The sequence below is a fragment of the Runella aurantiaca genome (assembly GCF_003339505.1).
Classification (GTDB): domain Bacteria; phylum Bacteroidota; class Bacteroidia; order Cytophagales; family Spirosomataceae; genus Runella; species Runella aurantiaca.
Genome location: NZ_QPIW01000039.1, coordinates 38,922 through 62,516 on the forward strand (window position 1 = coordinate 38,922; position 23,595 = coordinate 62,516).

General features: G+C 44.5%; 12 protein-coding genes. All 12 read right to left on the minus strand.

Annotated features, from left to right (window positions below):
• Positions 1 to 13: 13 nt before the first annotated feature.
• Positions 14 to 1,132, minus strand: coding sequence for an alpha/beta hydrolase-fold protein (locus DVG78_RS27860; RefSeq protein ID WP_114464295.1), 1,119 nt, complete (start codon positions 1,130 to 1,132; stop codon positions 14 to 16).
• An 18-nt stretch (positions 1,133 to 1,150) separates the two neighbouring features.
• A complete protein-coding gene (locus DVG78_RS27865; protein ID WP_114464296.1) occupies positions 1,151 to 2,224 on the minus strand; it encodes an alpha/beta hydrolase in 1,074 nt (357 codons plus the stop codon).
• Positions 2,225 to 2,236: 12 nt separating this feature from the next.
• The gene (locus DVG78_RS27870; RefSeq protein ID WP_114464297.1) at positions 2,237 to 3,400 is read right to left on the minus strand and encodes an esterase; all 1,164 of its coding nucleotides are present in this window, start codon (positions 3,398 to 3,400) and stop codon (positions 2,237 to 2,239) included.
• Positions 3,401 to 3,425: 25 nt separating this feature from the next.
• Positions 3,426 to 4,544, minus strand: a complete 1,119-nt coding sequence (locus DVG78_RS27875; protein WP_114464298.1) for an esterase — start codon at positions 4,542 to 4,544, stop codon at positions 3,426 to 3,428.
• Between the two features lie 29 nt (positions 4,545 to 4,573).
• Positions 4,574 to 6,934 (minus strand): carboxylesterase family protein, encoded by a 2,361-nt coding sequence (locus DVG78_RS27880; RefSeq protein ID WP_114464299.1) that lies wholly within the window; start codon positions 6,932 to 6,934, stop codon positions 4,574 to 4,576.
• Between the two features lie 117 nt (positions 6,935 to 7,051).
• The gene (locus DVG78_RS27885) at positions 7,052 to 8,584 is read right to left on the minus strand and encodes a glycoside hydrolase family 43 protein (RefSeq protein WP_374755738.1); all 1,533 of its coding nucleotides are present in this window, start codon (positions 8,582 to 8,584) and stop codon (positions 7,052 to 7,054) included.
• 52 nt (positions 8,585 to 8,636) lie between these two features.
• Positions 8,637 to 10,922 carry a glycoside hydrolase family 127 protein gene (locus tag DVG78_RS27890; RefSeq protein ID WP_262511878.1) on the minus strand — a complete coding sequence of 762 codons (2,286 nt, stop codon included), beginning with the start codon at positions 10,920 to 10,922 and terminating at the stop codon, positions 8,637 to 8,639.
• A gap of 13 nt (positions 10,923 to 10,935) precedes the next feature.
• Positions 10,936 to 12,609 carry a glycoside hydrolase family 43 protein gene (locus DVG78_RS27895; protein ID WP_114464302.1) on the minus strand — a complete coding sequence of 558 codons (1,674 nt, stop codon included), beginning with the start codon at positions 12,607 to 12,609 and terminating at the stop codon, positions 10,936 to 10,938.
• Between the two features lie 38 nt (positions 12,610 to 12,647).
• Positions 12,648 to 15,107: a glycoside hydrolase family 95 protein gene (locus DVG78_RS27900; protein ID WP_114464303.1), complete on the minus strand. Its 2,460-nt coding sequence runs from the start codon at positions 15,105 to 15,107 to the stop codon at positions 12,648 to 12,650.
• A gap of 299 nt (positions 15,108 to 15,406) precedes the next feature.
• A complete protein-coding gene (locus DVG78_RS27905) occupies positions 15,407 to 17,218 on the minus strand; it encodes a RagB/SusD family nutrient uptake outer membrane protein (protein ID WP_114464304.1) in 1,812 nt (603 codons plus the stop codon).
• Positions 17,219 to 17,224: 6 nt separating this feature from the next.
• A complete protein-coding gene (locus DVG78_RS27910) occupies positions 17,225 to 20,359 on the minus strand; it encodes a SusC/RagA family TonB-linked outer membrane protein (RefSeq protein ID WP_114464305.1) in 3,135 nt (1,044 codons plus the stop codon).
• Between the two features lie 352 nt (positions 20,360 to 20,711).
• The coding region (locus DVG78_RS27915; RefSeq protein ID WP_147277192.1) for a hybrid sensor histidine kinase/response regulator transcription factor at positions 20,712 to 23,595 on the minus strand (2,884 nt) is incomplete at its 5' end.

Genomic DNA, 23,595 nt, shown 5'->3' on the forward strand with positions numbered 1-23,595 from the left:
GGACTTTTGATAATTATTTAAAAAGCAAAGGAGCCAATGCGAGCAAACTGCGTCTCCACGTCAGAAATTCGTGACCTGTTTTGTCAGAAACGTAAGATGCGGCGTTGAATCCTGCTTCTTTCAATTTGGTCGTCGCCTCCAAGATTCTTTCGGGTCTTTCTTTACTGCCGGCACTCAAAAAAACCAGTTTGACTTTCGATTTGTCTTTGATGTCTTCGGGAGCATACACGCCACCGCTTAACAAACCATAATAGGCAAACGCGTCCGGTTTATTGAGGGTGATGGTTTTAGTTTCCATTCCGCCCATACTTAGGCCCGCCATCGCTCGGTGCGATTGTTTGGCAATCGTTCTGAAATTGGCGTCAACGTAAGGAATGAGTTCTTCAATCAAAACGGTTTGGAAAGGCTCGATTTTGAAGTCCTTCATTCTGCCCCATTTCACTTCGTTGGTCATGCCGTAGGTATTTACGATAATAAACGGCTTGATTTTCCCTTCGGCAATCAGATTATCCATGATCAAATTGGCGTGGCCTTGGTTCATCCAAGCGGTTTCGTCTTCGCCCCAACCGTGTTGTAGGTAAAGTACCGGATATTTTTCTTTGATGTTTTTTTCATAACCCGGCGGGGTATAGACAAAGGCTCTGCGTGAAGTATTGGTACTTGGTGAAGGAAAAAGCACTTGCAGAACATGACCATGAGGAACATTTTTCAGCGCATAAAAATCTCGGTCGTGGGCGGGAATTTCAATGCCACTTTCCCAACGGGTAGAGCCGTAGAAGTTTAAAGTACCGGGGTCGTTAAATTTCCCGCCGTCAATATTGACGTTGTAATAGTGAAAACCTTCATCCATTGGACCCTCGGTGGTGCCAATCCATGTGCCATCATCGGATTTTTTGAGTTTTGTGCCTCCTTTTCCGCCAAGCCCTAAGCTCACTCTTACGCTGTCAGCAGCAGGAGCCACGATTTTGAATCGTGCATAACCTTGCGAATTGACCATGGGGTATTCCTGCCCGGGCTGGTTGAAAGTGGAAGGTTTGAAATCTTCCACAACATTCGATGTTGTTGATTGAGCGAAGCATATACTGCCTGATAAAGCAATAATAAATGCTATGTTTCTGAGTGTCTTTTTCATTGTTATGGGATTGAAAAACTATTTAAAAATTTCTTGTAGAGATGTGGCCAAAAACAATTTACAGTTCATCCACGTATGTCCGCCCGATACAATCAGTGGCTTCACTTTGATTTTCTTATCGTTGAACATCGCAAGATTTTGCTTCACACTTTCGTACAGAAAATCTTCAGTCCCTACGCTGACGGTGAATAGTTTTAACTGTTTATTGATTTTATCAGCATCGGGTTTCCAGTCAGTAAAATTCTTTTTGAATTCGTCGGTGGCGGTATACGGAGCGTACGAACAGATATAGGCAAACTTATCGGTGTTGGTGAGGCCAATGTTGAGCGTTTGCCCGCCACCTACCGAAAACCCTGCCACGGCGCGGCCTTTGCTGTCGGCCTGAACGGAATAATTAGCTTCCACAAATGGCACGATGTCGTTCACTACGTCTTTGGTGAAATCAGGCATCGGGGCCGGGCGAACGTTGCCATACGGCATAACAATAATCATGGGTTTGGCTTTGCCTTGGGCTATCAAATTATCAGCAATAAGGTTTGCTTTGCCCACTTTGGTCCACGTTTCTTCGGTGTCAGAACCGCCGTGAATCAGGTACAAAACAGGGTATTGGGTTTTGCCCGAAGCGTCAAAATTCGGTGGTGTGTAAACCAATAATTGGCGGATAGTTTTGAGCGTAGCCGAATTGTAATAATGGTAGCTGACCTTACCGTGCGGCACATTTTGCAGACTGTGAACCAAAGGTTTATCGCCTTTCACGTCCACAATGCTGCGTTTGAACCGTTCGTTGGCAAAAATATGGGTGTTGTTTGGGTCAGCCACTCCAACGCCATCGACGGTAAAATTGTAAGGATAAATATCAGGCGTAACAGGCGGCACGGTCACGCTCCAGATTCCGGAAGTGTCTTTCGTTAGGGCGATGGGTTCTTTCAAAAATTCGCCCGAAAGTTTTACTTCACGAGCCGTTTTGGAGAAATATCGAAAGGTGATACTGTTATCTGCATTCACATCCGGTGAGCTGATGGCTGGCGGACGTTGAGCCACCACATTTAGTACCAAACACAGTAACGCAAAAACTATTATCTGTTTTTTCATCTTGATAATCAATCATTTAAAGAGTAAAGGCAGCGTTTCGTTGAGGTATTTCTTTACGTTCATCCACGTGTGGCCGCCGTCGGTGACGTAACTTTTGTAGTTAATTTTCTTCTCTTTCAAATAGGTTTCCCATTCAACCGTGCCTTTGTAAAGAAAATCCTCGGTGCCGATACCCGAAAAGAGCAATTTGAAATCCTTATTGGTCTTATCAGGATTTGCGGTGATGTTTGTAAAGTTTTTGTCCATTTCAGCCGGCGAAATGTAGGAGGCATAGCTACACACGTAAGCAAATTTATCTACGTTGTTGAAAGCCGCTCTGAGCGTTTGACCGCCGCCCCGCGAAAAACCGCCAATTGCCCGATTGTCACGATTGGCGAGGGTCCGGTAATTTTTATCCGTATAAGGAATAATATTGGTGATAAGGTCAGTTTCAAAAAACTTGGCCCGGCGAACCGCATCTTCACTGTCACGATTGACAATGTCAGTGGGTTTTGAAAGGCTTTTTTGTTCGGCAATGCGAGCGGCCGGGTTGCCGTAAGGCATGACCACGATCATCGGTTTTGCGATGCCTTCCGCGATCATATTGTCTAACATAAGGTTCGTTTTACCCACTTTCCAAAAAGTTTCCTCAGTGTCCGTAGTGCCGCTGATGAGGTAATAAACCGGATATTTTTTAGACGTTTCTTTGTTATAACCCGGTGGCGTATACACTACTATGGTTCCCGTGGAGCCTTCGACCGAAGGGTAATATTCATACGTAACGGCACCGTGCGGTACGTTTCTCAGGGCATAAATGGCCGGAGAATCGGAGGGTATTTCGACCAAACTGCCCTTGAATCGCTCATTGGGAAAGAAATTTACGTTGGCCGGGTCCATCACCGTTACACCATCTACTTTGAAGCTGTACGGGTAAATATCGGGTTTTATGGGTCCGAACGTCACCGACCATACGCCTTCGGCATTCTTTGTCATGGGTACATCCACGGCTCCAAACTGTCCGCCACCCAATAACACAGTGGAAGCATTGGGTGCCAAATAGGAAAATGTCACCGTCTTGTCGGGATTAACTTTGGGCGAGACAACAAATGGCCCGCGCGGGGGCTGACTTCTTCCAATTTTTGGTATTGCCAGTATCGCAAAAAGCCCGAATAATCGAATAATTGCTTTAAGTTTCATCGTTAAAAAGAGGTACAGGTTGAATTTATTTAAAGAGTTTCGGAGCAATGACACTTAGATAATGTTTCACATTCATCCAGGTATGTCCACCGTCGGTAAAGAGGCTTTCGTATTTAATTTTCTTTTGATCAAGTAGCTGCATATATTCCTGATTTACAGCATACAGCCCATCTTCTTTGCCCACACCGATCCAAAAGAGTTTCAGGTTTTTGTTGGCCTGTTCAGTGTTCTTAAAAAACACCTCATTGTTACGGTCAAACTCATTTTTGAGCATTCCGGGGGCAAAACCGCATACGTAGGCGAACTTATCGGTGTTATTTAATCCAAAATAAAGGGTTGTTCCTCCACCTCCCGAAAAACCTGCAATGGCTCGATTGTTTTTGTCGTTCATTGTTCGGTAGTTTTTTTCAACAAACGGCATTAAGTTTCCGAAGAAATCCTTTTGAAACTCCTGCAAATTGTCCCAATTTCTCAAACTGCCCGACGACTTGCTGATGACCGGATAAGCCCGTCCATACGGCATCACGATAATCATGGGCTTGGCTTTACTTTGAGCGATCAGATTATCCAAAATGACATTTGCCCTACCTACTTTTGACCACGTTTCTTCAGTATCGGTCGTGCCGTGCAGCAGATAAAGTACCGGATAGGAAGCCTTTGGATTAGACTCATAACCGGGCGGTGTGTAAATAACTACCGGACGAGTGCCTAATTCGGGCGACTGATAATAACGGTAGGAAACCGTACCGTGAGGCACATTTTGCAGCGTATGAATCAGGGGAGAACTGCCCGTAATTTCCACTACACTGTTTTGAAATCCCTCATTGGGAAAAATAGCCGTATTGTTTGGATCAGCCACCGAGATTCCGTCTATATTGAAAGAATAGGGGTACATATCGGGCTTCACAGGATTGGTGGTAATACTCCAAACCCCTTTGTCGTCTTTGGTCATGGCCAAGGGCGATTTTTCAAACTGAGCATTCAGCTTAACATCAGTAGCTTTTGGTGCATAAAAACGAAAGGTAACTGAATTGTCAGCATGTATTTCGGGAGAAACGACGACGGGTCTTGGATTGGGTTGAGCTATAGCAACACTGAAGTTCAGTAGTGCCAAGGCCAATAAGAATAGTGATTTCGTTTTCATGATTTACATAGAAGGTTAAGTGCTTTATATCATTTTGCCCATTCTTTTCCTTCGGGAGTGCGTCGCCATTCAAAATATGTATCCAATACTTTCATGGCATCCTCACTTGGGACAGAACCCATAAATGCTTTTTGCTGAAAGTACATGACCGCAGTTTTTTTGGGAGAAAAAGCCTCCCATTTGGGTAAATTTTCGCCATTGGGGTCGCCGTTTTTAGCAAAATTCGTCCAATAATTCATGATTGTTTCCGACAATTCCGCATCCGTTGCAGTACGGTTTTGGTCGACGGGATTGAGGTTTCCAAATACAAAAGCAACATCTTGCCCGTGGGGTGAACCATAACCAAACTTGGCAGAACCGACGGGATGCTCTGGGTGTTGGTCTAAATAGTAATAGAAAACCTTGTCTTTCGATTTTTGGGATTGAAGATTGGCCCACACCCACGTTTGCCAGCCAAAAGCAGCGTCACGCGCCAGATCACGTGCGGTTTTTGGAACGCTGTTTTCATCAACGGGATACGCTTTTATCAATTTTTCGGCAAAAGGCCCATACCGTTTGTTTACCCCATCCACATAATCTTTAGGAGTTTTTGGGGGCATAAAACTCGCTCCTTCGTCGGAGTTATAACCTATCAGAACGGGTGTATGGTTGTATTTTCCTTTTTGATACAGCAAGTATTGATCGTCGGGGATGACATAGCCGTCCACAATAGGCCAGCCACCCGGATTACCAAACCCCGAAGGAAGTTTGTCGGCAGGAAGGGAACGTAATTCAGCCAACGATTTTGCGCCCGCTTTTTCCATAAACTCAATACCTTGTTTTTCGGCCAACGCAAGAAGTTTCATGTTTTCACCGGGATAGGTAGTAATTCGGTGGGGCCCGAAAGAACCGCCGCTTTGCGAAATGGCACCGTGAAAAAGTCCTTTGGCCAATGGTGAAGCACATAGCATACTGACGGCAATCCCTCCGGCCGATTCGCCGAAGATGGTTACTTTGTCAGGGTTGCCCCCAAAAGCGTTGATATTTTTCCGTACCCATTGCAAGCCCGCAATCATGTCCAGTAGCCCATAGTTTCCTGACGTTTTTTGTGGCGTTTCCGCACTCAATTCCGGGTGAGCTAAAAAGCCCATTTGATTGACCCGGTAGGCGATACTGACCAGTATTACGCCTTTTTTGGCCAATTTTTCGCCATTTGTTACCAGCTCGGAGGTGGCCCCAAAACTAAAACCGCCGCCATAAATCCAAACCATGACGGGTAGGTTTTCATTGGCCGTTTTGGCAGGCGACCAGATATTTAGATACAAACAATCCTCGCTCTTTCCGGAAGGTGGATTCCCTCCCTGATAGGGTGCAGGGGCAAATTGGGTGGCATTTTTAACTCCTTCCCATTTAGCGGCGGGTTGCGGTGCTTTCCAGCGAAGTTCACCGACCGGCGGTGCGGTAAAGGGAATGCCTTTATAGACCGACAGGCCATTTTCGGTGCTGCCTTGCAGTAAGCCTTCCTGTACTTTTACGGGGGCGGGTGGGGCAATACTACTTTCGTCGATTTCAATTTTTTTCCCTTGAGAAGCTAACAGTGCCGCAGCGTACCGTTTGCCAAAAATTCGGATTCCTTCACTGCTGAAGTGCAGTTTATCTGCAACGGCGGGCAGACCTTTGGATGAAACAACAATAGCATTGGGAATCACTTGCGGCAAGGTAGCAATGATGGTATTCATGCTCGCGCATTTGCCGCCTTGGTCAGCATTGACCAATTCGCCTGCCAGTAGCGGAATGGAGTTGGCGGGTAAATTCAGGTCGGTAAGCAAATCGTCGTAGATTTTCTTCACTTTGGCCGGCCACGCTTTATCACCCGTATTCGACTCACCCTGATGCAGCAAAATACCTTTGATAACACCTTGATTTTGAGCAGATTTCGCCATTTCTACGAGCCTTTCGTACGGGTTTCCACCGTATTGGTTGGCCATGTTGATCATCCATGGCCGTTCTTTGGCCGAGGTATCGAGGTACATTTTGTAGTCTTTTTTATCGAAAATCTCAATTTTACTCCCCGCCACGGCGACATGCACAAAACCGACCTTTATATTTTGGGGCAGATTGGCAACCAACGTTCTTCCAAAATAATCGGCGGGAGAAAGACGGGTATTGCAGCGACAAAGGGGTGGTTTGGCCGTATACCAATTGCCTTTTGTTCGTCCTAATTCAGGACAATCCACGGCCGCAAGGAGTTGAAGCCGGATATCCACCAGTGTGTCCTGCGCCTCAATTTTAGCGGGCCCCTCCATGTTTGACTGACCGATGCAGAGGTATATATGGAAGTTAGGGTCTTGGGCTTGGGCGCTAAAAAGTCCACCAAAACAAATTGCCAAAAATAAAAGTAAGCGTTTCATCAGTAGTAAGTTATGGGGTTGATAACTACAAAGAACTCAAAGAATGGCACGATGGGGACAAAACATCTTAGAGACCTTTGTGTATACTTAGTGAACATTGTGGTTAAGAATAGGTCGTTATTTCTTTGAAATCGAATCCTCAATCCTGAAATAATCGAAATCGGCAAAACCGCCCACGTTTTGGGTGGCATAATTGAACAAACCGAAACGATAGCCCATAAAATGCGGAATGGTGTACGGCATTTTCAAAGGTTCACCGATTTTCGTCCAGACTTTGCCGTCAAGGCTGTAAAAGAAATGAGCTATGTCGGCGCGGTTTTTGAAGTTGCACTCGGCTTTAAAATAAACCGTGTTTTGGGTAAGTGGAATTAGCTCAATTTCAATGGGTTTGCCCGTATTGGCACTCACCATCACGATTGATTTGTTGCCTTTCCCAACCTTGACACCCACTAAACCGTAGTTTTTTTGTAATAAACCCAAGCCGGCAAAGTCGCCCTCTTTCATGTTGGAAACATCCAGTAAGGTCGAGCCCGTCGATTCAGGGCCGATGGTTCGTTGGGTTAACGTATTTCTGACCAATACAAAGGAGGTATCCACCCGCCCCGTTTTTAATCGTAAAAAGCCTTTTCTTTCGAAAATTGACCACAAAGCATTGTCCGGGTTGTGGTTCCATTGCCAAACCAACGGCAAGGTGGCATCGCCTTTTTTACGGGTGAAATCATCGGAAGCTACGATGCCAGGAATTAGGGATTTGTTGGCCGGTAAATCAAGCGTTTCGGGGACTTTGCCGTTTTCGCCCAATACGGGCCAGCCGTCTTCCCATTTGACCGGAACCAAGTACGGAATACGTCCCACACCGCCAAAATCGCGGAACAAGTAGGCAAACCATTTTCTATCGGGCGTATCAATCAATCCGCCTTGTGCCACGCCCAAATCCTGCAAGGCCACGCGCCCTTCCCACGGCCCGGTGATTTTGTCGGCGCGGTGAATCAAGACGGTACGCATACCGCCTCGGGGCCATGAAATGTTAAAAAGATAGTACTTGCCGTTGACTTTGAACAACTGCGAACCTTCGGCCGGCAGCCCACCGCCGGTGCCCGAGGGAGTACTGGCATTTTCGATAAGAACCTGTTCGGTCGTGCCTTCCTTAACCCCCGTCACTTCCGCATTGAGCTCTACGATTTTGAGTTTTCCCGCGCCATAAATTAGGTAATTTCGACCGTCATCGTCAAAAAACAGCGTGTGGTCATGGTAAGAGGGTTTGAACGTCGCTACTTTCCAAGGCCCTTTTTCGATGTTTTTGGTGGTGTAGATGTAGGTTTTTCCCGTGGTTTGGGCAAAGGTCGTTACGTAAAACGTTCCCTTGTGATAGCGAAAACTGCTTGCCCACGAACCGCGCCCGTAAGTACTTTTGCCGTTGGTCAACGTAAGTGCATCGACCGTTGCCAACGTGTCGTAGGCGTAACTAACCAATTGCCAATTGACCAAATCTTTTGATTTCATGATCGGCAAACCCGGGCTCATGTGCATGGTGGTGCTGCTCATGTAGTACGTATTTCCCACCCGAATCATGGCCATGTCGGGCACGTCGGCCAAAATGACGGGGTTCCTGCCCCTTTGGGCTTTTGACGGTAACACCATCAAAAGCATGATAACTGCCGAAAAACCGATGTATAATAAGCGTTTATTCATGAGTCAGGTTTTATTCTTTCACAATTCTGATTTGATGAAAACGAGGCGTCGGCTTTCCGTTTTCACTACTGATTTTTACGTTAACCGTCTCTTTGTCATCGGCTTTGATGATAATAAATTTGTCTTTTACCGTGATTATTTTTGCAGGTTGGTCATTGATGAGGATACCTACGTCATCCGTTTTCAGATTCCCCGAAAAATGAATTTCCAGCGACTTCCCTGCCAAGTCTTTGTTCTGCAATTGATACGAAATATAGGAACGGGTATTTCTCCAGAAATGACCGTCATCATCGTAGCCGGAATCGCTTTTTTCTCCTTTATACAAGTGATCCACTTCGGGCTGTTGCTCGCCGCAATTCACCTTATCAACCGTTTTCGCTTCCATAGCCAATGCCCCAGCTTCCTGTTGTCTTTGTTTGATTTTTTGTGCTTCAAAATCCGCTTGCGTAAACGTTTGGAAATACATCTGATAACGCGCATCATGTATTTCGTAAAAGGGTTGCAGCGTCAGCGAATCCAGACTGAATTTCAGGTTGGCGGTCGGTTTTACTTTTGATGTGTAAGTATCAGGATTCCCAATCAACGTATAGGCTTTATCAATCGGATATAATTTGCCTTTGGTTTCGTGACCCATGCGGCTGTCGTCGGCAAAAAGACCGACTAAATCGGCGGTAGAAGTCTTGGCCGCCAGCACAATAGGCCCGTGCACAAAAGCCGCCCAGTTGGAGTTATCGGGCAGGTATTCCAAATGGGTAGAAGTGGTAAAACGCACCGATACTTTATCTCCCGATTTCCATTTTTTCTGAATAGCTACGTAATCGGATGGCTTGGCATTGGTTGGATGCGGTTTTCCATTGACCAAAATTTCCACATTTTCGGCCCATTTCGGATAACGAATATTGATGGAAAAATTCTGCGATTTTGCCAATTTGAGTACTAACTCTGACTGATTCTTGTAAGGAAACTCCGTAGTCTGAATCAACTGAATGTTTTTTTCTTTCCAGTCTAAGGTCGAAGGAATAAACAGATTGACAAACAGATCATTGGCTGTATGACTGTAGATCAATTCGCCGTATTTCGTGTGGTTTTCCAGTCCGGAGCCTACGCAACACCACATGCTCGTTTCGGGCTGTGAATAGACCCGATAATGATTGGGGCGAATAGGGGTGAAGTAAACAAATCCACCTTTTTGAGGATGTTGGCTCGACAGGATATGATTGTAAAGGGTGCGTTCGTAAAAATCTAGGTAACTCAGATCATTTTTATCCAAAAACAAGGCTTTGCTCAGGCGCAGCATGTTAAATGAATTGCAGGTCTCAGGGCCCTGATTCGATTTAAGCATCGAGCTGAAATCGTTGGTGGGATTGAAATGCTCCCGCACACTATTGCCGCCAAAGGCCACAGTTCGGGTTTGGGAAACATTCTGCCAAAAAAAACGCGCCGCCTCCGACCAGTCTGCATTGCCCGTGAGCATGGCGATTTTTTCAAAACCGATAACCTTCGGAATCTGCGTATTGGCATGAAGACCGGTGAGTTTATCCTGCTTTTCCAGTAACGGATTCAAAATCAACCGATGCGAAATTTTCTGCGCGGTTTCGAGATATTTCTTATCCTTGGTCAGAAGGTATAAATCGGCAAAGGCTTCGTTCATCCCGCCATGTTCGGTGCGCAGGATCTGCTGAATTTGGGCGTCTGAAAGCGGCCGGATGAGCTCGATAAACCAATCCCCCAAACCGATCAATACCTGTTTCGCCTGTTGATTATCGGCATATTCGTAGGCATCACGCAATCCGGCAAACAGCTTATGAATATTGTAAAGCGGCACCCACGTATTGTTTAACCCAAAACTGCTTCCGTCAATATCTCCTTTGTGGATCCGTTCCCAAAATACCTTTCCCTGCGGAATACCGCCTACGTAACCATTGCCGTTTTTGGCCTGACACTGAGCCAGTTGGCCAACCATGTAGTTCAGGCGCTTTTGTAATTCAGTATTTCCCGTAGAAGCATACATCATCGCCAGTGCGGAAAGGTAATGCCCCCCGATGTGTCCGTCCAATCCCGAGCTTTCCCAATTGCCATAACGTTCGGCTTTCAAAGGCAAACCGGCATCAATGAGGTAAGGGGCCAGAAGTTTGTCAGGATTCAGCGACAGAATGTACCTGAGGTCCACATCCTGCGCATTCTTAAAGGCACCGCCCGTGACCTTTACTTCCTGCAATGAAAATGACTGCATCTGCCCCAACACCGAGAAGCTGAGCAAAAAAGTCGTTACACTATGTAAGAGGATTGCTTTCAAAACGGGACTGTTTTTATTTCAACATAGAATCATTGCCACTGTATTTCAAATACTTAAATGTTGCTATATTATCGCTTTTTTCACCGTTTGAAGTAGCATACATAGCATACACATTGCCAATAAATCCACCTGATACTTTGGTAGATAAGTGCTTACCATCTAAGTTTTCGGCAATGATTTTGTAAGTTTTACCGTTTTCAGAAATCTCAAAATCAACTTTATCGGCTTTTGAAGTTATTTTTAAACTCAATTTGCCATTTCCCACGGGTAGCGTATTTATCAATTCTACCTCTTTTTTGCGATGCACACTTTTGTATAATTCCACTTGTGTTTTACCATCTTTGATAGATTTTGCCAAAAAGTAAAAATGGCTTTCGTCTTGATAAATCACCAAACCCGCCTTTTCTTTTTCAGTTTTTGGAGTAAAATTCAACTCTGTTTCAGCTACTGAATACATGTGTTGCTGGCGTTTGGCCACAAAAGATGGATTGCCCAACTCTGAGATAGTTTCAGGCTTGAGTTTAAGCGTTAGACCATTTTTAGAAGTTTTAAATGAACTACTATCAACAGTTCGCAAGTGCATTAGCGAAAGGTCGAGTCCTCTGTCGAACTTTATGGTATAAGCAAAATTGCCGTTTTGTGGTAAAGCGCCTTTCTGTTTTACTTCTTTGATGTTGGTTTTGTATTTGTATTCAATGACTTTTTCACCGTGTTCAATCATTGGCCAATCGTTTACCCAAGTGAGCGGAGCAATGAACATTTCACGACCGGTATTATAATAATCACCTTCGTAAGGGCGAACAGCCAAGAAAATTGAATACCAATTGCCATCGGGACCTTCGATAAACTGAGCGTGTCCTGCCGATGTAATCGGGTTGGAGCGGTCGGCGGGTAAGCCTCTTTGGGTCAATACAGGATTGCCTTCAAACGGCACATACGGCCCCCAAATATCTTTGCTACGCAAGGCCACTTGTGAGTGATTGACCGAAGTTCCGCCTTCGGCACAATACAGTATGTACCAATCGTTGCGTTTCAAAATGTGTGGTCCTTCAATCCAAACCGGTTTTTTGGTAATATCCACACCGCCGTTTATCAATTGCTTTTTTTCTCCGATAGTTTTTAAGTTTTTGTAATCAAACTCATACATCTGAACTGTGCGATGACCCGGGTAAAGTGGTTTATTATCAGGAGCATCGCTGTTATAAACCACATAAGCTTTATCGGTGGCTTCGTCAAAATAAATAGAAGGGTCAATACCTCTTACTTGGGGCATTTTTACTGGATTGCTGTAAGGGCCGGCAGGATTGGTGGCAGTCACCACAAAGTTGCCGTCATGGTCAATATCAGTGCAAGTTACGTAGTATATGCCTTTGTAATAAGTAATGGCAGGAGCAAAAAGCCCACGGCTCATACGCTCGCCCATGAAATCCATCTGTGACGGACGGTTGATCACATTTCCGATTTGTTTCCAGTTTTTCAGGTCACGACTGTGCATGATGGGCAAACCCGGGAAATAAGAAAAAGTAGAATGTACGGAATAATAATCAGGTCCTACTTTGACAATGCTCGGGTCAGGATAAAAGCCGGTCAGGATAGGATTGGTCAAGGTGACGGATTGGGCTGAAGCGGTAGAATTTACTGCAAAACATAGGGCCGTCAGCAAAACAAATAGGCTATTTTTGAACATTTTTATAGAGAGGTTAGTATCAATTTTTATAATTTATATTATTGATTAACAAGCATATACACTTTTCCTGCCTGTGTAGGAATATCGTACAGCATCGTTTCTTTCAGGGTGGGAGCGGTTAAGTTGGCTTTGGGTGAAATGACAGCGGTTGGCGTTTCTTCCACGGCATAAAACGGATTGGCGTTTTGACCCGATGCTTTTTTCAGCGTGCCGCCTGTACTCAATTTCAGACCGGTCGCAGCGCGCAGACGAAGGTTGCCGCCAAGGGTTGATTTAACTTCTACTTTAGTCAGTTTTCCGTCTTTCCACTGCATATTCACCACTTCAAAACCGCCGATGGCCCGCAGCCCGCCGATGCTGCCCGATGGCCATACGTCCGGCAGGGCCGGTAATAAATGCACTGCCCCGTCAGCGCTTTGCATGAGCATTTCGGTAATGCCCGAAGTACAGCCAAAATTTCCGTCAATCTGGAATGGGGGGTGCGCATCAAACAAATTATTATAGGTTCCTCCTCCGTCTTTGGTGACTCCCAACGGTGTAAGCTGGTTTTGAATCAGAGTATAGGCATGATTTCCGTCCTGCAAACGGGCCCACCAGTTGACTTTCCAACCCATGCTCCAACCTGTTGAGACATCACCGCGATGAATCAGCGTGGTACGCGAAGCATTGAACAGTTCGGGCGTACGATAAGGCGAAATTTGAACGGCAGGAAACAACCCGTACAAATGCGAAACGTGGCGGTGCCGGTCGTTGGGGTCGTCTACGTCATCCAACCATTCCTGCAATTGGCCGTGTTGCCCCACGTGCATCGGAGCCAAGCGACCGCGTAGTTTCCTAAGCGTATCGGCAAAAGCGGCATCTTTTTTCAGGATTCCGGCCGCCCGTATGGCCGTACTGAAAGCGTCGAACACGATTTGGTTGTCCATCGTAGTTCCGGCATCCAACGACGAACCGGCGTGGGCTTTCGGGGCGTTTTCGGGAGAACTTCCCGGATTGATCACCAACCATTTATACTTAGGATGTTCAACCAGAAAATCAGCGTAAAAGGCAGCGGCTCCTTTCAGAATGGGATAGATTTCGGTCAAAAATTTCTTATCACCACTGTATAGATAATGTTCCCAAAGGTGTTGGGCGGTCCAGCCGCCTCCCCCCGTCCACATACCCCAAAAAGCGCCGTCGATGGCACCCGTTGCCCGCCAAATGTCGGTATTGTGGTGAGCCATCCAACCTTTTGCACCGTACATGACACGCGCCGTTTCCTGCCCTGTTTCCGAGAGTTCTTTTACCATTTTCAAAAACGGCTCATGGAGTTCGGCCAAATTCGTTTTCTCAGCGGGCCAGTAGTTCATCTGCGCGTTGATGTTGATGGTGTATTTACTGTCCCACGGCGGACGCATTTTGTTGTTCCAAATTCCCTGTAGGTTGGCAGGTTGACTTCCGGGTTGTGAGGAGGAAATCAGCAAATAACGCCCAAATTGATAGTAAAGCGTCACCATGTGCGGATCGCTGGTGCTGCGGAAATTTTTCAGTCGCTCATCGGTGGGGAGTTTTGCCGCTTCAGTGGTGCCGAGGTCTAATTGAACACGGTTAAAGTACTTCCGATAAGCAGTGATATGGGAGGGTAAAATTGCAGCAAAGGATTTTGGATAAGCTTTGTTCAGATATTCGGTTGCCCGGGCGCTTTCGTCACCGCTGATGTCTTTATAGTTATTGAAATTGGTAGCAATGGAAATATAAATGGTGGCGGTTGTGGCCCCTTTTACCGTAATTGACGTGTCATTGGACGCGATATTTCCGCCTACGGTTTTGATACGGGAAATGCCTTTAAAATTGACCATTCCCTTTACTCCTTCGTGGTCCGAAGTGGTTCCGGAAAGGGTGAGTTCGTTAGGGGCCGTCGCTTTGATTTCTTTTTTAGTATGGAGTGTAGCGTAAGAAGTGACAAAAGAAAGGCTGTTTGGCTTACTTGCCGTCAGATGCATGACGATCACCCGGTCGGGAAAAGAAGCCAAAATCTCGCGTGTGTATTTGACGCCGTTGACGGTATAAGTCGTTTTCGCAACAGCTCGTTCAATGTCCAGTTCGCGGTAATAATCGGTGTAGTTTTCGTATCCTTCAAAGGTGAGGTGCAGATTGCCAACGGGTTGAAACATCTGACCGTGTGACTTTTTGGTAATGATTACTTTGTTGGCCAACTGCTCGGCGTCTTTTTGTTTTCCGTCAAAAATCAATTGCCGAATTTCGGGCAAGGCCACCAATGCCGCCGGATTATCGTTGCGGTTGGGGCTTCCGCTCCAAACGGTGTGTTCATTCAACTGAATCGTTTCTTTTTCCACATTTCCGTACACCATCGCTCCCAGTCGGCCATTGCCAATGGGCAGGGCATTTTCCCATGTTTTGCCAGAGGGTTTGGTATACCAAAGTTTCAGGCTTTTACTATCCTGAGAAAAACCCAGGTAGGAAGCAATCAGTAAACAGAAAGTAAAAAACGATTTCATTAATAACAGGTTTATGCGATATATTAAGGATAGAATTGATTGTTTTTGAACTAAATACTTATGATAAAAAACAGAATGTGTAAAATTGACACATTTGTATATACAAAAAAAATAGTGATGGTAGCACTACCGCTTTAATACGTTCAGAAAAATGATAATCGTAAATTTTTCGTTCAAGGTAGAAAAGTTATATTTATTACGTAAATTATGCAAACAATTTGCTAAAAAATTAAAAAGATGTAAGAAGGAAAACCCTCTTACATCTCTAATCATTCTCTTTATTTATCTACAATACTCAATTAATAACCAGGGTTTTGCGTAAATGGAGGCCCCTCAACCGTACGGTCTATTTGCGACTGAGGAATTGGTCTTAGCACATGAAAATCTTTGACATAGGCAGACGCCTCTCTGTTCCAAGACTGAACACGTTTAACCAATGTTTTGGTACGAACTAAGTCCTGATATCTCATCCACTCACCAAAAAATTCTCTGCTCCTCTCATCCAGGATAAAATCAACGGTTACATCATCGGCGCTGATTGTCATCGCCGCAGCGGCAGCCGCATTTTGGGCCGCCGTATTGGTCTTGCGATAAGCAGCTCTTTGACGAACCACATTAAGCAGTTCAGCGGCTTTTGCTTTGTTTCCAGACATAAGGTAGGCTTCTGCACCTACTAAATACACTTCAGAAAAACGGGTAATCACCACCGGGCGAGTAGAAGGGTCGTTGAAGTTACTGCCCCGGCTCGGATCCATGTGTTTTTTAACGGCAGGATACAAATCGGACTTCCATAAGCTTGGAGGAGCAATGATTCCTTTGAAAGGTCTTGTTCCGTTAAACTGTGGAGCACCTACTACTTCATAATCCGTTATCCATACCGCAGTATCAACGCCCATTTGCATGGTATAACCAATACCGCGTTTGTTATTGGCCGCCGTTGGCGTATTGGTCACGGTTGTGTTAGAGATATAGACTGTATAAAATGTGTTGGCAAATCGTGAGTCAATGTCTCTCTTTACAAAAGCCTGATCAAGAAAATAGTTTTTGCCTGTATTGTCTCCAGATGTTTGTTTTACACTATTTGGGCGAATACGTTGATACGGGCGCCCATAGTAGGAATCACGTATCATGGTTGAAGTTCCAGAGTTTACCAAAACCCCAGAAGCATTCATAAATGAATTTATACCGCTGTTGTTCGGATAATTCCAGTTGGTAAACCAAGGCGTTAGGTTATTGGCAAAACCGCCGCTTTCACCAGATCCTAGTCGATAGTAGCCGTATTTTGCATCATTTGAGTGGTCGCTGACAAACAAGGTTTCTTTGCCGTAATCATTTGCAGGCACAAAAGCATCGCCAAAATCCTGCCATAAATCAAGTCCGTAAGCCGCTTTATTGGTAATAATCTCATTAGAGATTTTTGCGGCTTCTGCAAAGTCAGCCTGCGAATTGGTCAACCAACCGCGCGTCAGATAGGCTTTTGCCAAAAAGAACAAGGCTGTGGGTTTGGTGGCAGCTTTGCCTAAAAATGGTGCGGTTGGTTTATCGGGCAATGCCGCTGCGGCTTCGGTTAAGTCCTTAATAATTAACTTGTATACCTCGGCTGCTGGGTCTCTTTTGGCACTTTGGGAGGGTAAAGTGATAAACTCAGTGTGCAATGGCACATCTCCCCACGTTTGAACCAAGTAGAAGTACCAGAAGGCCCTCAAAAACTTAGCTTGTGCTAAATACTGATTTTTTGTTGCTTCGGGCAGGTCAATATTTTGACCAAATTTCAGAACGCCATTAATGGTGTTAATGCTTGTAAAAGCGGCACCCCATGCCGACCCAAAGTTGGTACTATTAAGGCCATTAAATGTATGTATAGGGCCGCCGCCACTGCTGGCTCCTTGAATAAATTCGTCAGTACCTGCCTGCATTTCAGAAGAAAAGCCTTCGGTACCCCACTGACCACGGATTTCATTATATACCCCGGCAATCCCCCCCAATACGCCCGCTGGGCTATTGAAGAACGAAGGAACAATTTGCGATTGCGGATGCTCTTCCAGTATTTTCCCGCAACTCAGACAGAAAAATAAAGTGAAGGCAACGATTGAAATATGTATTTTTTTCATCTTGAATTAAAATTTAAGATTTAAACCTAATGTATATTGACGAACCGGCGGGTTGTTTAAGTTTACGGTAACGAAACGGTTAAAATTACCGCCCTGAATGGTGTTACCGTAGCCGTTTCCTTCGGGGTCAACTGCAAGACCGGCTTTTACTAAAGGTGAATAAATGATAAAAGGATTGGTGGCATTCAGGTAAATACGGGCCGAAGAAACCCCAATTTTGTTAAGTACCTTGGCATTGACCGTATAACCTACGTTGATACTTCTCATTTTGATGAAAGACCCGTCCTGATAAGAAGTTGTAGATGTAAAGTTGCGTACGCCACCGCCTGCATCAGGTCTTGGGAAAGCATTGGTTGGGTTTTCAGGTGTCCAGTAATCCATCACTAATTGGTTTGAACGACCTTGGTTAAGGAAACCAAAACCCGAACCACCACCAGAAGTTCCTGATAAGTACGGCACAACCACCTTCATTCCCATCCGGGCGAAGGTGACAAACGATACATCAAAGCCTTTGAAGCTAATTCTATTGGTCAAACCACCTTCCCATTTTGGTTGAAAATTGCCGATAATTTTACGATCGTTTGCATCAATAACGCCGTTATTGTCAACATCTTCCACTCTGATTTCACCGGGAAGCTGAACGGGTGATGTTTGTTTTTTCAACGTGCCGTTATCTAAATCTGCCTGCTGCCAAATACCGATTTTGTTGTTGTCATAAATGACAGTAAGCGGATGACCCACAAACCAGAAGTTTCCTTTATTATCCAACTCCTGCGGGGTAGTAAGCTGCGTGATTTTTTCACGGTTTAAGAAATACGTCAAATCGGTGCTCCAATTAAAACCACCTTTGTTTCTGAATATGTCAAACGTCAAAGAAGCTTCAAAGCCTTTTCCTTCGGTTCTTCCTAAGTTTTTAAGGGTTGAACCCGCACCGTTACTTTGGGGGAGGTTGACCGAAAGCAAAATGTCTTTGGTTTTTTGGTAATACACATCAAAAGACCCCGTGATACGGTTGTTAAATAAACCGATTTCTAAACCAATATCCGTCTGAGACGTCGACTGCCAACCCAAATCACTCGCCGGAAGGCTGGTCACAGTATAAGCAAGCGCTTGACCAGCCGTGGTTGTACCGAAATTATAGTATCCAGTTGAGAGCGCTCCCAAGGTAGCATAAGCCCCTACGTTGCGGTTGCCCGAAATACCCCAACCGCCTCTTAGTTTCAAATTTGACAAGAAGCTCAGCTCTTTCATAAACGGCTCGTCGATGAGGTTCCAGCTTAAACCGATTGCGGGGTAGTTGAAGTACTGATTACCAGGTGATAAGGTAGAAGACCCATCACGGCGAAACGTAGCCGTCAGGATATATTTATCATTGAACGTATAGTTCAAACGAGCCATGTAAGACAACAGACCCGTTTCACCAAAACTTCCGCTGCCAGTAGGCTGACCAGAAGCCAATGAGAAGTTGGCCGTTTGAATGTAATCCGCAGGGACCCCTCTTACGTTAAAACTACTCCCCAAATTATGGTTTTTGGTGATTTCATAGAGCGCAGTCAAACCAAGTCTATGTTTTGTAGCAAACGTTTTATCGTAATAAAGCAAATGCTGCATGTTTACGTCCCAATATTCGGTATTTCTAACATCTGCATTGGATACATTTTGGTCAACACCTGTATTGACAAAGGTATTTGGCGGGCCATAGCCATTAAAATGTACTTGGCTGAAATTCAGACCCGCATTAAAACGGTATCTTAAGCCGTCCAATATGTTTACTTCCGCGTACAAACTATTGAATGTTCTAATCGAACGCTCGTTGGAAAGAATATCATCTCCCCGAGAAATGAGGGTCAATGGGCTTACCGCTTGCGCTTCAATCGTACCCTTTTTAGGATTCAAATTGACGGTTCCATCATCATTATACGCCTTAACCAATGGGGATAAACGAACCAACTCCGTCGGCACACCACCACCCGCAGGGTCGTTTCTACGCGTAAGCGTATTGATGGTATTTAAACCAATTTTAACCCGTTTTCCGATTTTCTGGTCTATGGTAGCCCGAATCGTAAAGCGGTCAAAGTTTTGGTTTGGCATAATGCCCGTTTCGTTAAAATAGCCGAGCCCCATGCTGTACTGCGTATTTTCTACCCCGCCCTGCAATCCAAGCTGATGGCTTGTGTTAAATCCTTGCTTATACATTAAATCTTGCCAATCGGTCGAAACGCCCGCGGCAAGGTTTGCCTTTTCTTCTTCGGTCAAAGGATAAGCCGTAGTACCTGCTCCTTGGGTGTTTAGCGCTGCCGATTGCTCTTTGAATTTGGCATATTGCTCACCATTCATGACATTGTATTTGCCCATGATGCTGGTCACACCGTGGTAGCCATCATAAGTCAAAATCGGTTTTCCTACTTTTCCTCTTTTGGTGGTAATCAGGATAACACCACCAGCACCTCTCGAACCGAAAATGGCGGTAGCCGAGGCATCTTTCAAGATTTCAAGGTTCGCAATATCGTCGGGGTTTATGTCATTCAGCCCTCCAAACGGAATACCATCTACCACCACAAGGGGGCCGTCCAGACCGTCACCGTTGCCAGTCGTAATGGAGCGGTTACCACGGATACGAATGGATGCCTGACTACCAGGCGTAGAGCCGTTGCTTACGATAGACACCCCCGCCGCACGACCTTTGAGTTGATTGAGCAGGTTTGGAGCTGGTACTTCTTTCAACGTAGCCTCCGTAACTGAAACAACCGCTCCCGTTACGTCCCGCTTGCGTTGGGTACCATATCCAACAACCACTACCTCATTCAAAGTTGACTGGTCTTCTTCTAATACGATGTCGATGGTGGAGCGGTTTCCTACCAATACCTCCTGGGTCTTATTCCCAATCGAGCTGAATACTAAGGTTTCATTTGGCGAAGCATTGATAAAATAGGCCCCCTCATTGTTGGCTGTGGTTCCTCTTGCGGTTCCTTTTACCAATACCGAAGCACCCGGTATTACCCCGTTTGCTGTTGATCTAATGATACCCTTTACGGTCTGTGCGTTAACTGTAAATCCCGAAAGAATCAACAGCAAAATACACCACGCCCAATAGCAATGTTTATTTTGCCATTGTAAAATGGATAGGTTGAATTGTTTCATAGTATAAATATGATTGGTTGAATAAATTATATAATCTTCCTTAGCACGGCCGATTATTTGTGGGTGTAAAGTAAGCGCGCTAACAAAAAACTAAGTAGCACGTTTCACCAAATCTATGTTCCGAATGTTTAAAATTGTCAATTTGACACATAAAATATCACAAAAAGGGCGCGGCCCTTCGAGGGATGTATAAAATCAGGCTATAATTGCACAAAAGCTTACCGCCCCAGAGACTGGGCAAAAAGAAGTTGAGTTTGTGTTAAATTTTCTTTATTTAGTTATAACAATAACCCAGACACCCAATAAAATTGTACGTCGATAACGAAAACCAGTAAGTGGAAATCTGGAGCGCCTAGCGGGGCGTACTTTTTGCAGAATCTCTTTTCAGTTGAATGTACTCAGAGGGCGACACATTGTACTTTGCCTTAAATGCCCTTGCAAAATAGTTAGGGTTTGAGAACCCAACGGCGTAGCCAATTTGTGAAATCTTCATATCGCTTTTTTCAAGCAGTGCCACGGCCTTTTTAAGTTTTATGGAGCGCACAAATTCCACGGGTGTTTCTCCCGTCAGACTCAATACTTTATTATACAGCGTGCCGCGGCTCATAAACATGGTTTTACTCAGAATGTCCACCGACAGGTCTGGGTCTTCGATGTGGTCTTCTACATAGCGCGAGATTTTCAGCAGAAATTTCTCATCCTCCGAAACAAGTTCTATTTCGGGGGTTTCGAGATTAATATGTTTACTGTAAGTATTTTTTAAGGTAGTGTTAAGATTGAGCAGGTTGCTTATCTTTATGTTCAAAAGCTGAAAACTAAAGGGTTTCGTAAGATAATCGTTTGCCCCTGTTTCAAGTCCTTTTAATTGGTCAATTTCTTCGGCCAATACCGTGAGCAAAATGACTGGAATGTGCTTGGTTCTATTATCATTTTTGATTTTCCGAACCATGGCCCTGCCGTCCATGTTGGGCATATTTACATCGCTTACAATTATCTCGGGATGACACGCAAGGGTTTTCTGCCAACCTTGTTTTCCATCCGATGCCTCAATGATTTTATATTTTGCTTTTAGATTCTCTTTTAAATAAGTTCTAAGGTCTTCACTGTCATCAACAATCAAAAGAACTGGCTTCCCAATTTTTGAATGCTCTTCGATTTCATCGTTACTGGTTAAGCGAAGGGCGGCCTGTTGCTTTTCATCTTGGGCGTCCGTTAAAGTTATCGACTGGGATGAGAGCGGAATCAGGGGCAAATACACCGTAAAAACACTTCCTGCACCTTCTTCACTCTCCACTTTTAGGGTGCCGCCATGAAGTTTCACAAACTCCTGAGTGATAGAAAGTCCAATGCCACTACCTTGATTGAGGATGTTTGGGGTGGTGTTGATTTGATAAAACCGGTCAAAGATTTTTTCCAACATATCCGTTGGCATCCCTATTCCTGTATCCTCAATGGTTAGTTTTATCGCATTTTCGGCTTCGGCATCAATCCTGAAATAGACATTGCCTTCTTCATTGGTGAATTTTATGGCATTAGATAGTAAATTGAGTAAGATGCGCTCTAGCTTTTCCTTATCAAAGATTGTGTGATACTCATTAAAGGCGCTTTTAAAATCAAGCTGAATGTTTTTTCGCTCCGAAATGTATTTAAATGAATCCACAATCTCTTTTGCAAAGGACACCAGATCACCTTCGGCAAGGTTTAACTTCAGTTCATTGTCCTCTATTTTACGAAAATCAAGCAATTGGTTTACGAGGTTCAAGAGTCGTTTTGCGTTTCTATTGATTAGATTCAGGGTGTCCAGTTTTTCAATGCTTTTTTCCTGAAACAACAGACTTTCGATGGGATTTAAAACAAGCGTAAGTGGCGTTTTTAATTCATGGCTCAAATTGGTCAGGAATTTTATTTTCACCTGCTCCAACTCCATTTTTCGTTCGGCATCATTTCGTTCTTTTTCTATTAGATGCTTTACTTCAAGGCGTTCTTGCTCCAAAGCAAATTCATTTCTCAATTTCTGTATTCCTCGTCTTCGTATGGCCCACAGTGTGGTCATCAAGAGGGCCAAATAGACAAAATAAGCGTAGTAAGTGCGCCAAAAAGGTGGATTTACTACAATTACAATGGTTTTTTCGGGGGAATGCCAAGAGCCATCTTCGCTTTTGGCTTTTAATCTAAACGTGTACTTTCCGGGGTCTAAGTTGGTGTAAACGGCCGTTGTAACGGAGCCTACATTATTCCATTCTTTGTCAAAACCTTCCAGCATATATGAATATTGACTTTCGTGCGGGGCGGTATAATTCAACGCGACAAAGTCTAATGAAAAGTTTTGTCGGTAGCTCAAATTAATCTCTTTGGCAACAGATATGTAGTCGGTAATTTCGGAATTGTCTATTGGATTAGCGCTTTTATTATTGATTTTCAAATCCGTAATGACAATCGGCGGTACATTCTTATTTTGGTAAAGCATTTTTGGGTAGAAATAATTAAAGCCGTCAAGCCCGCCAAAATACATTTCGCCCGAGCTTGTTTTTAGCCCTGCCCCCACATTAAAGGTACTTTGCTGTATGCCATTGTGATAGGTGTAATTCTTGAATATGCTTTTTTTAGGGTCGAATGTACTAATTCCCTTATTGGTGCTTACCCATAATTTACCAAATTCATCTTCCAGAATTTTATAAATCACTCCATTTGAAAGCAAATGTTCTTCACTGTACTGGCTAAATTCCTTATTTTTAGGATTATACAAGCATAGCCCACCTCCAAATACGCCTACCCAAATATGCCCTAGTTTGCTGCAATAAATGCTCAGAACCCTATCTAAAGGAAGTTTGCTGTTACCGTGATTTAAGACAACAAACGTTTTTTGCACAGGGTCAAATACTGCAATCCCCGAGCCGTTTGAACCGAACCACAGTTTGCCCTGTTTATCTTCTTCAATAGTAGTAATATATCCGTTTAAAAATAGATTTCGCCCACCATTTAGAGGCAATATTTTATCAAAATGAAGCAACTCTCCCGTTTTTGGATGGTAAACATATATCCCGTTTCCGTTTGTACCAATCCAGATATTTCCTTGACGGTCAGCCTTTAAGCAGTTGATGGGGATATTAGAGAAATCGGTTTTACTTTTACTGATAGCAAAATTCCTTACGGTATTTGTGGTTGTGTTTATTGCATAGAGGCCGTCGAGGTACGTACCTACCCAAAGCTCATTGCCCGACGGCTCCAAAGCCAAA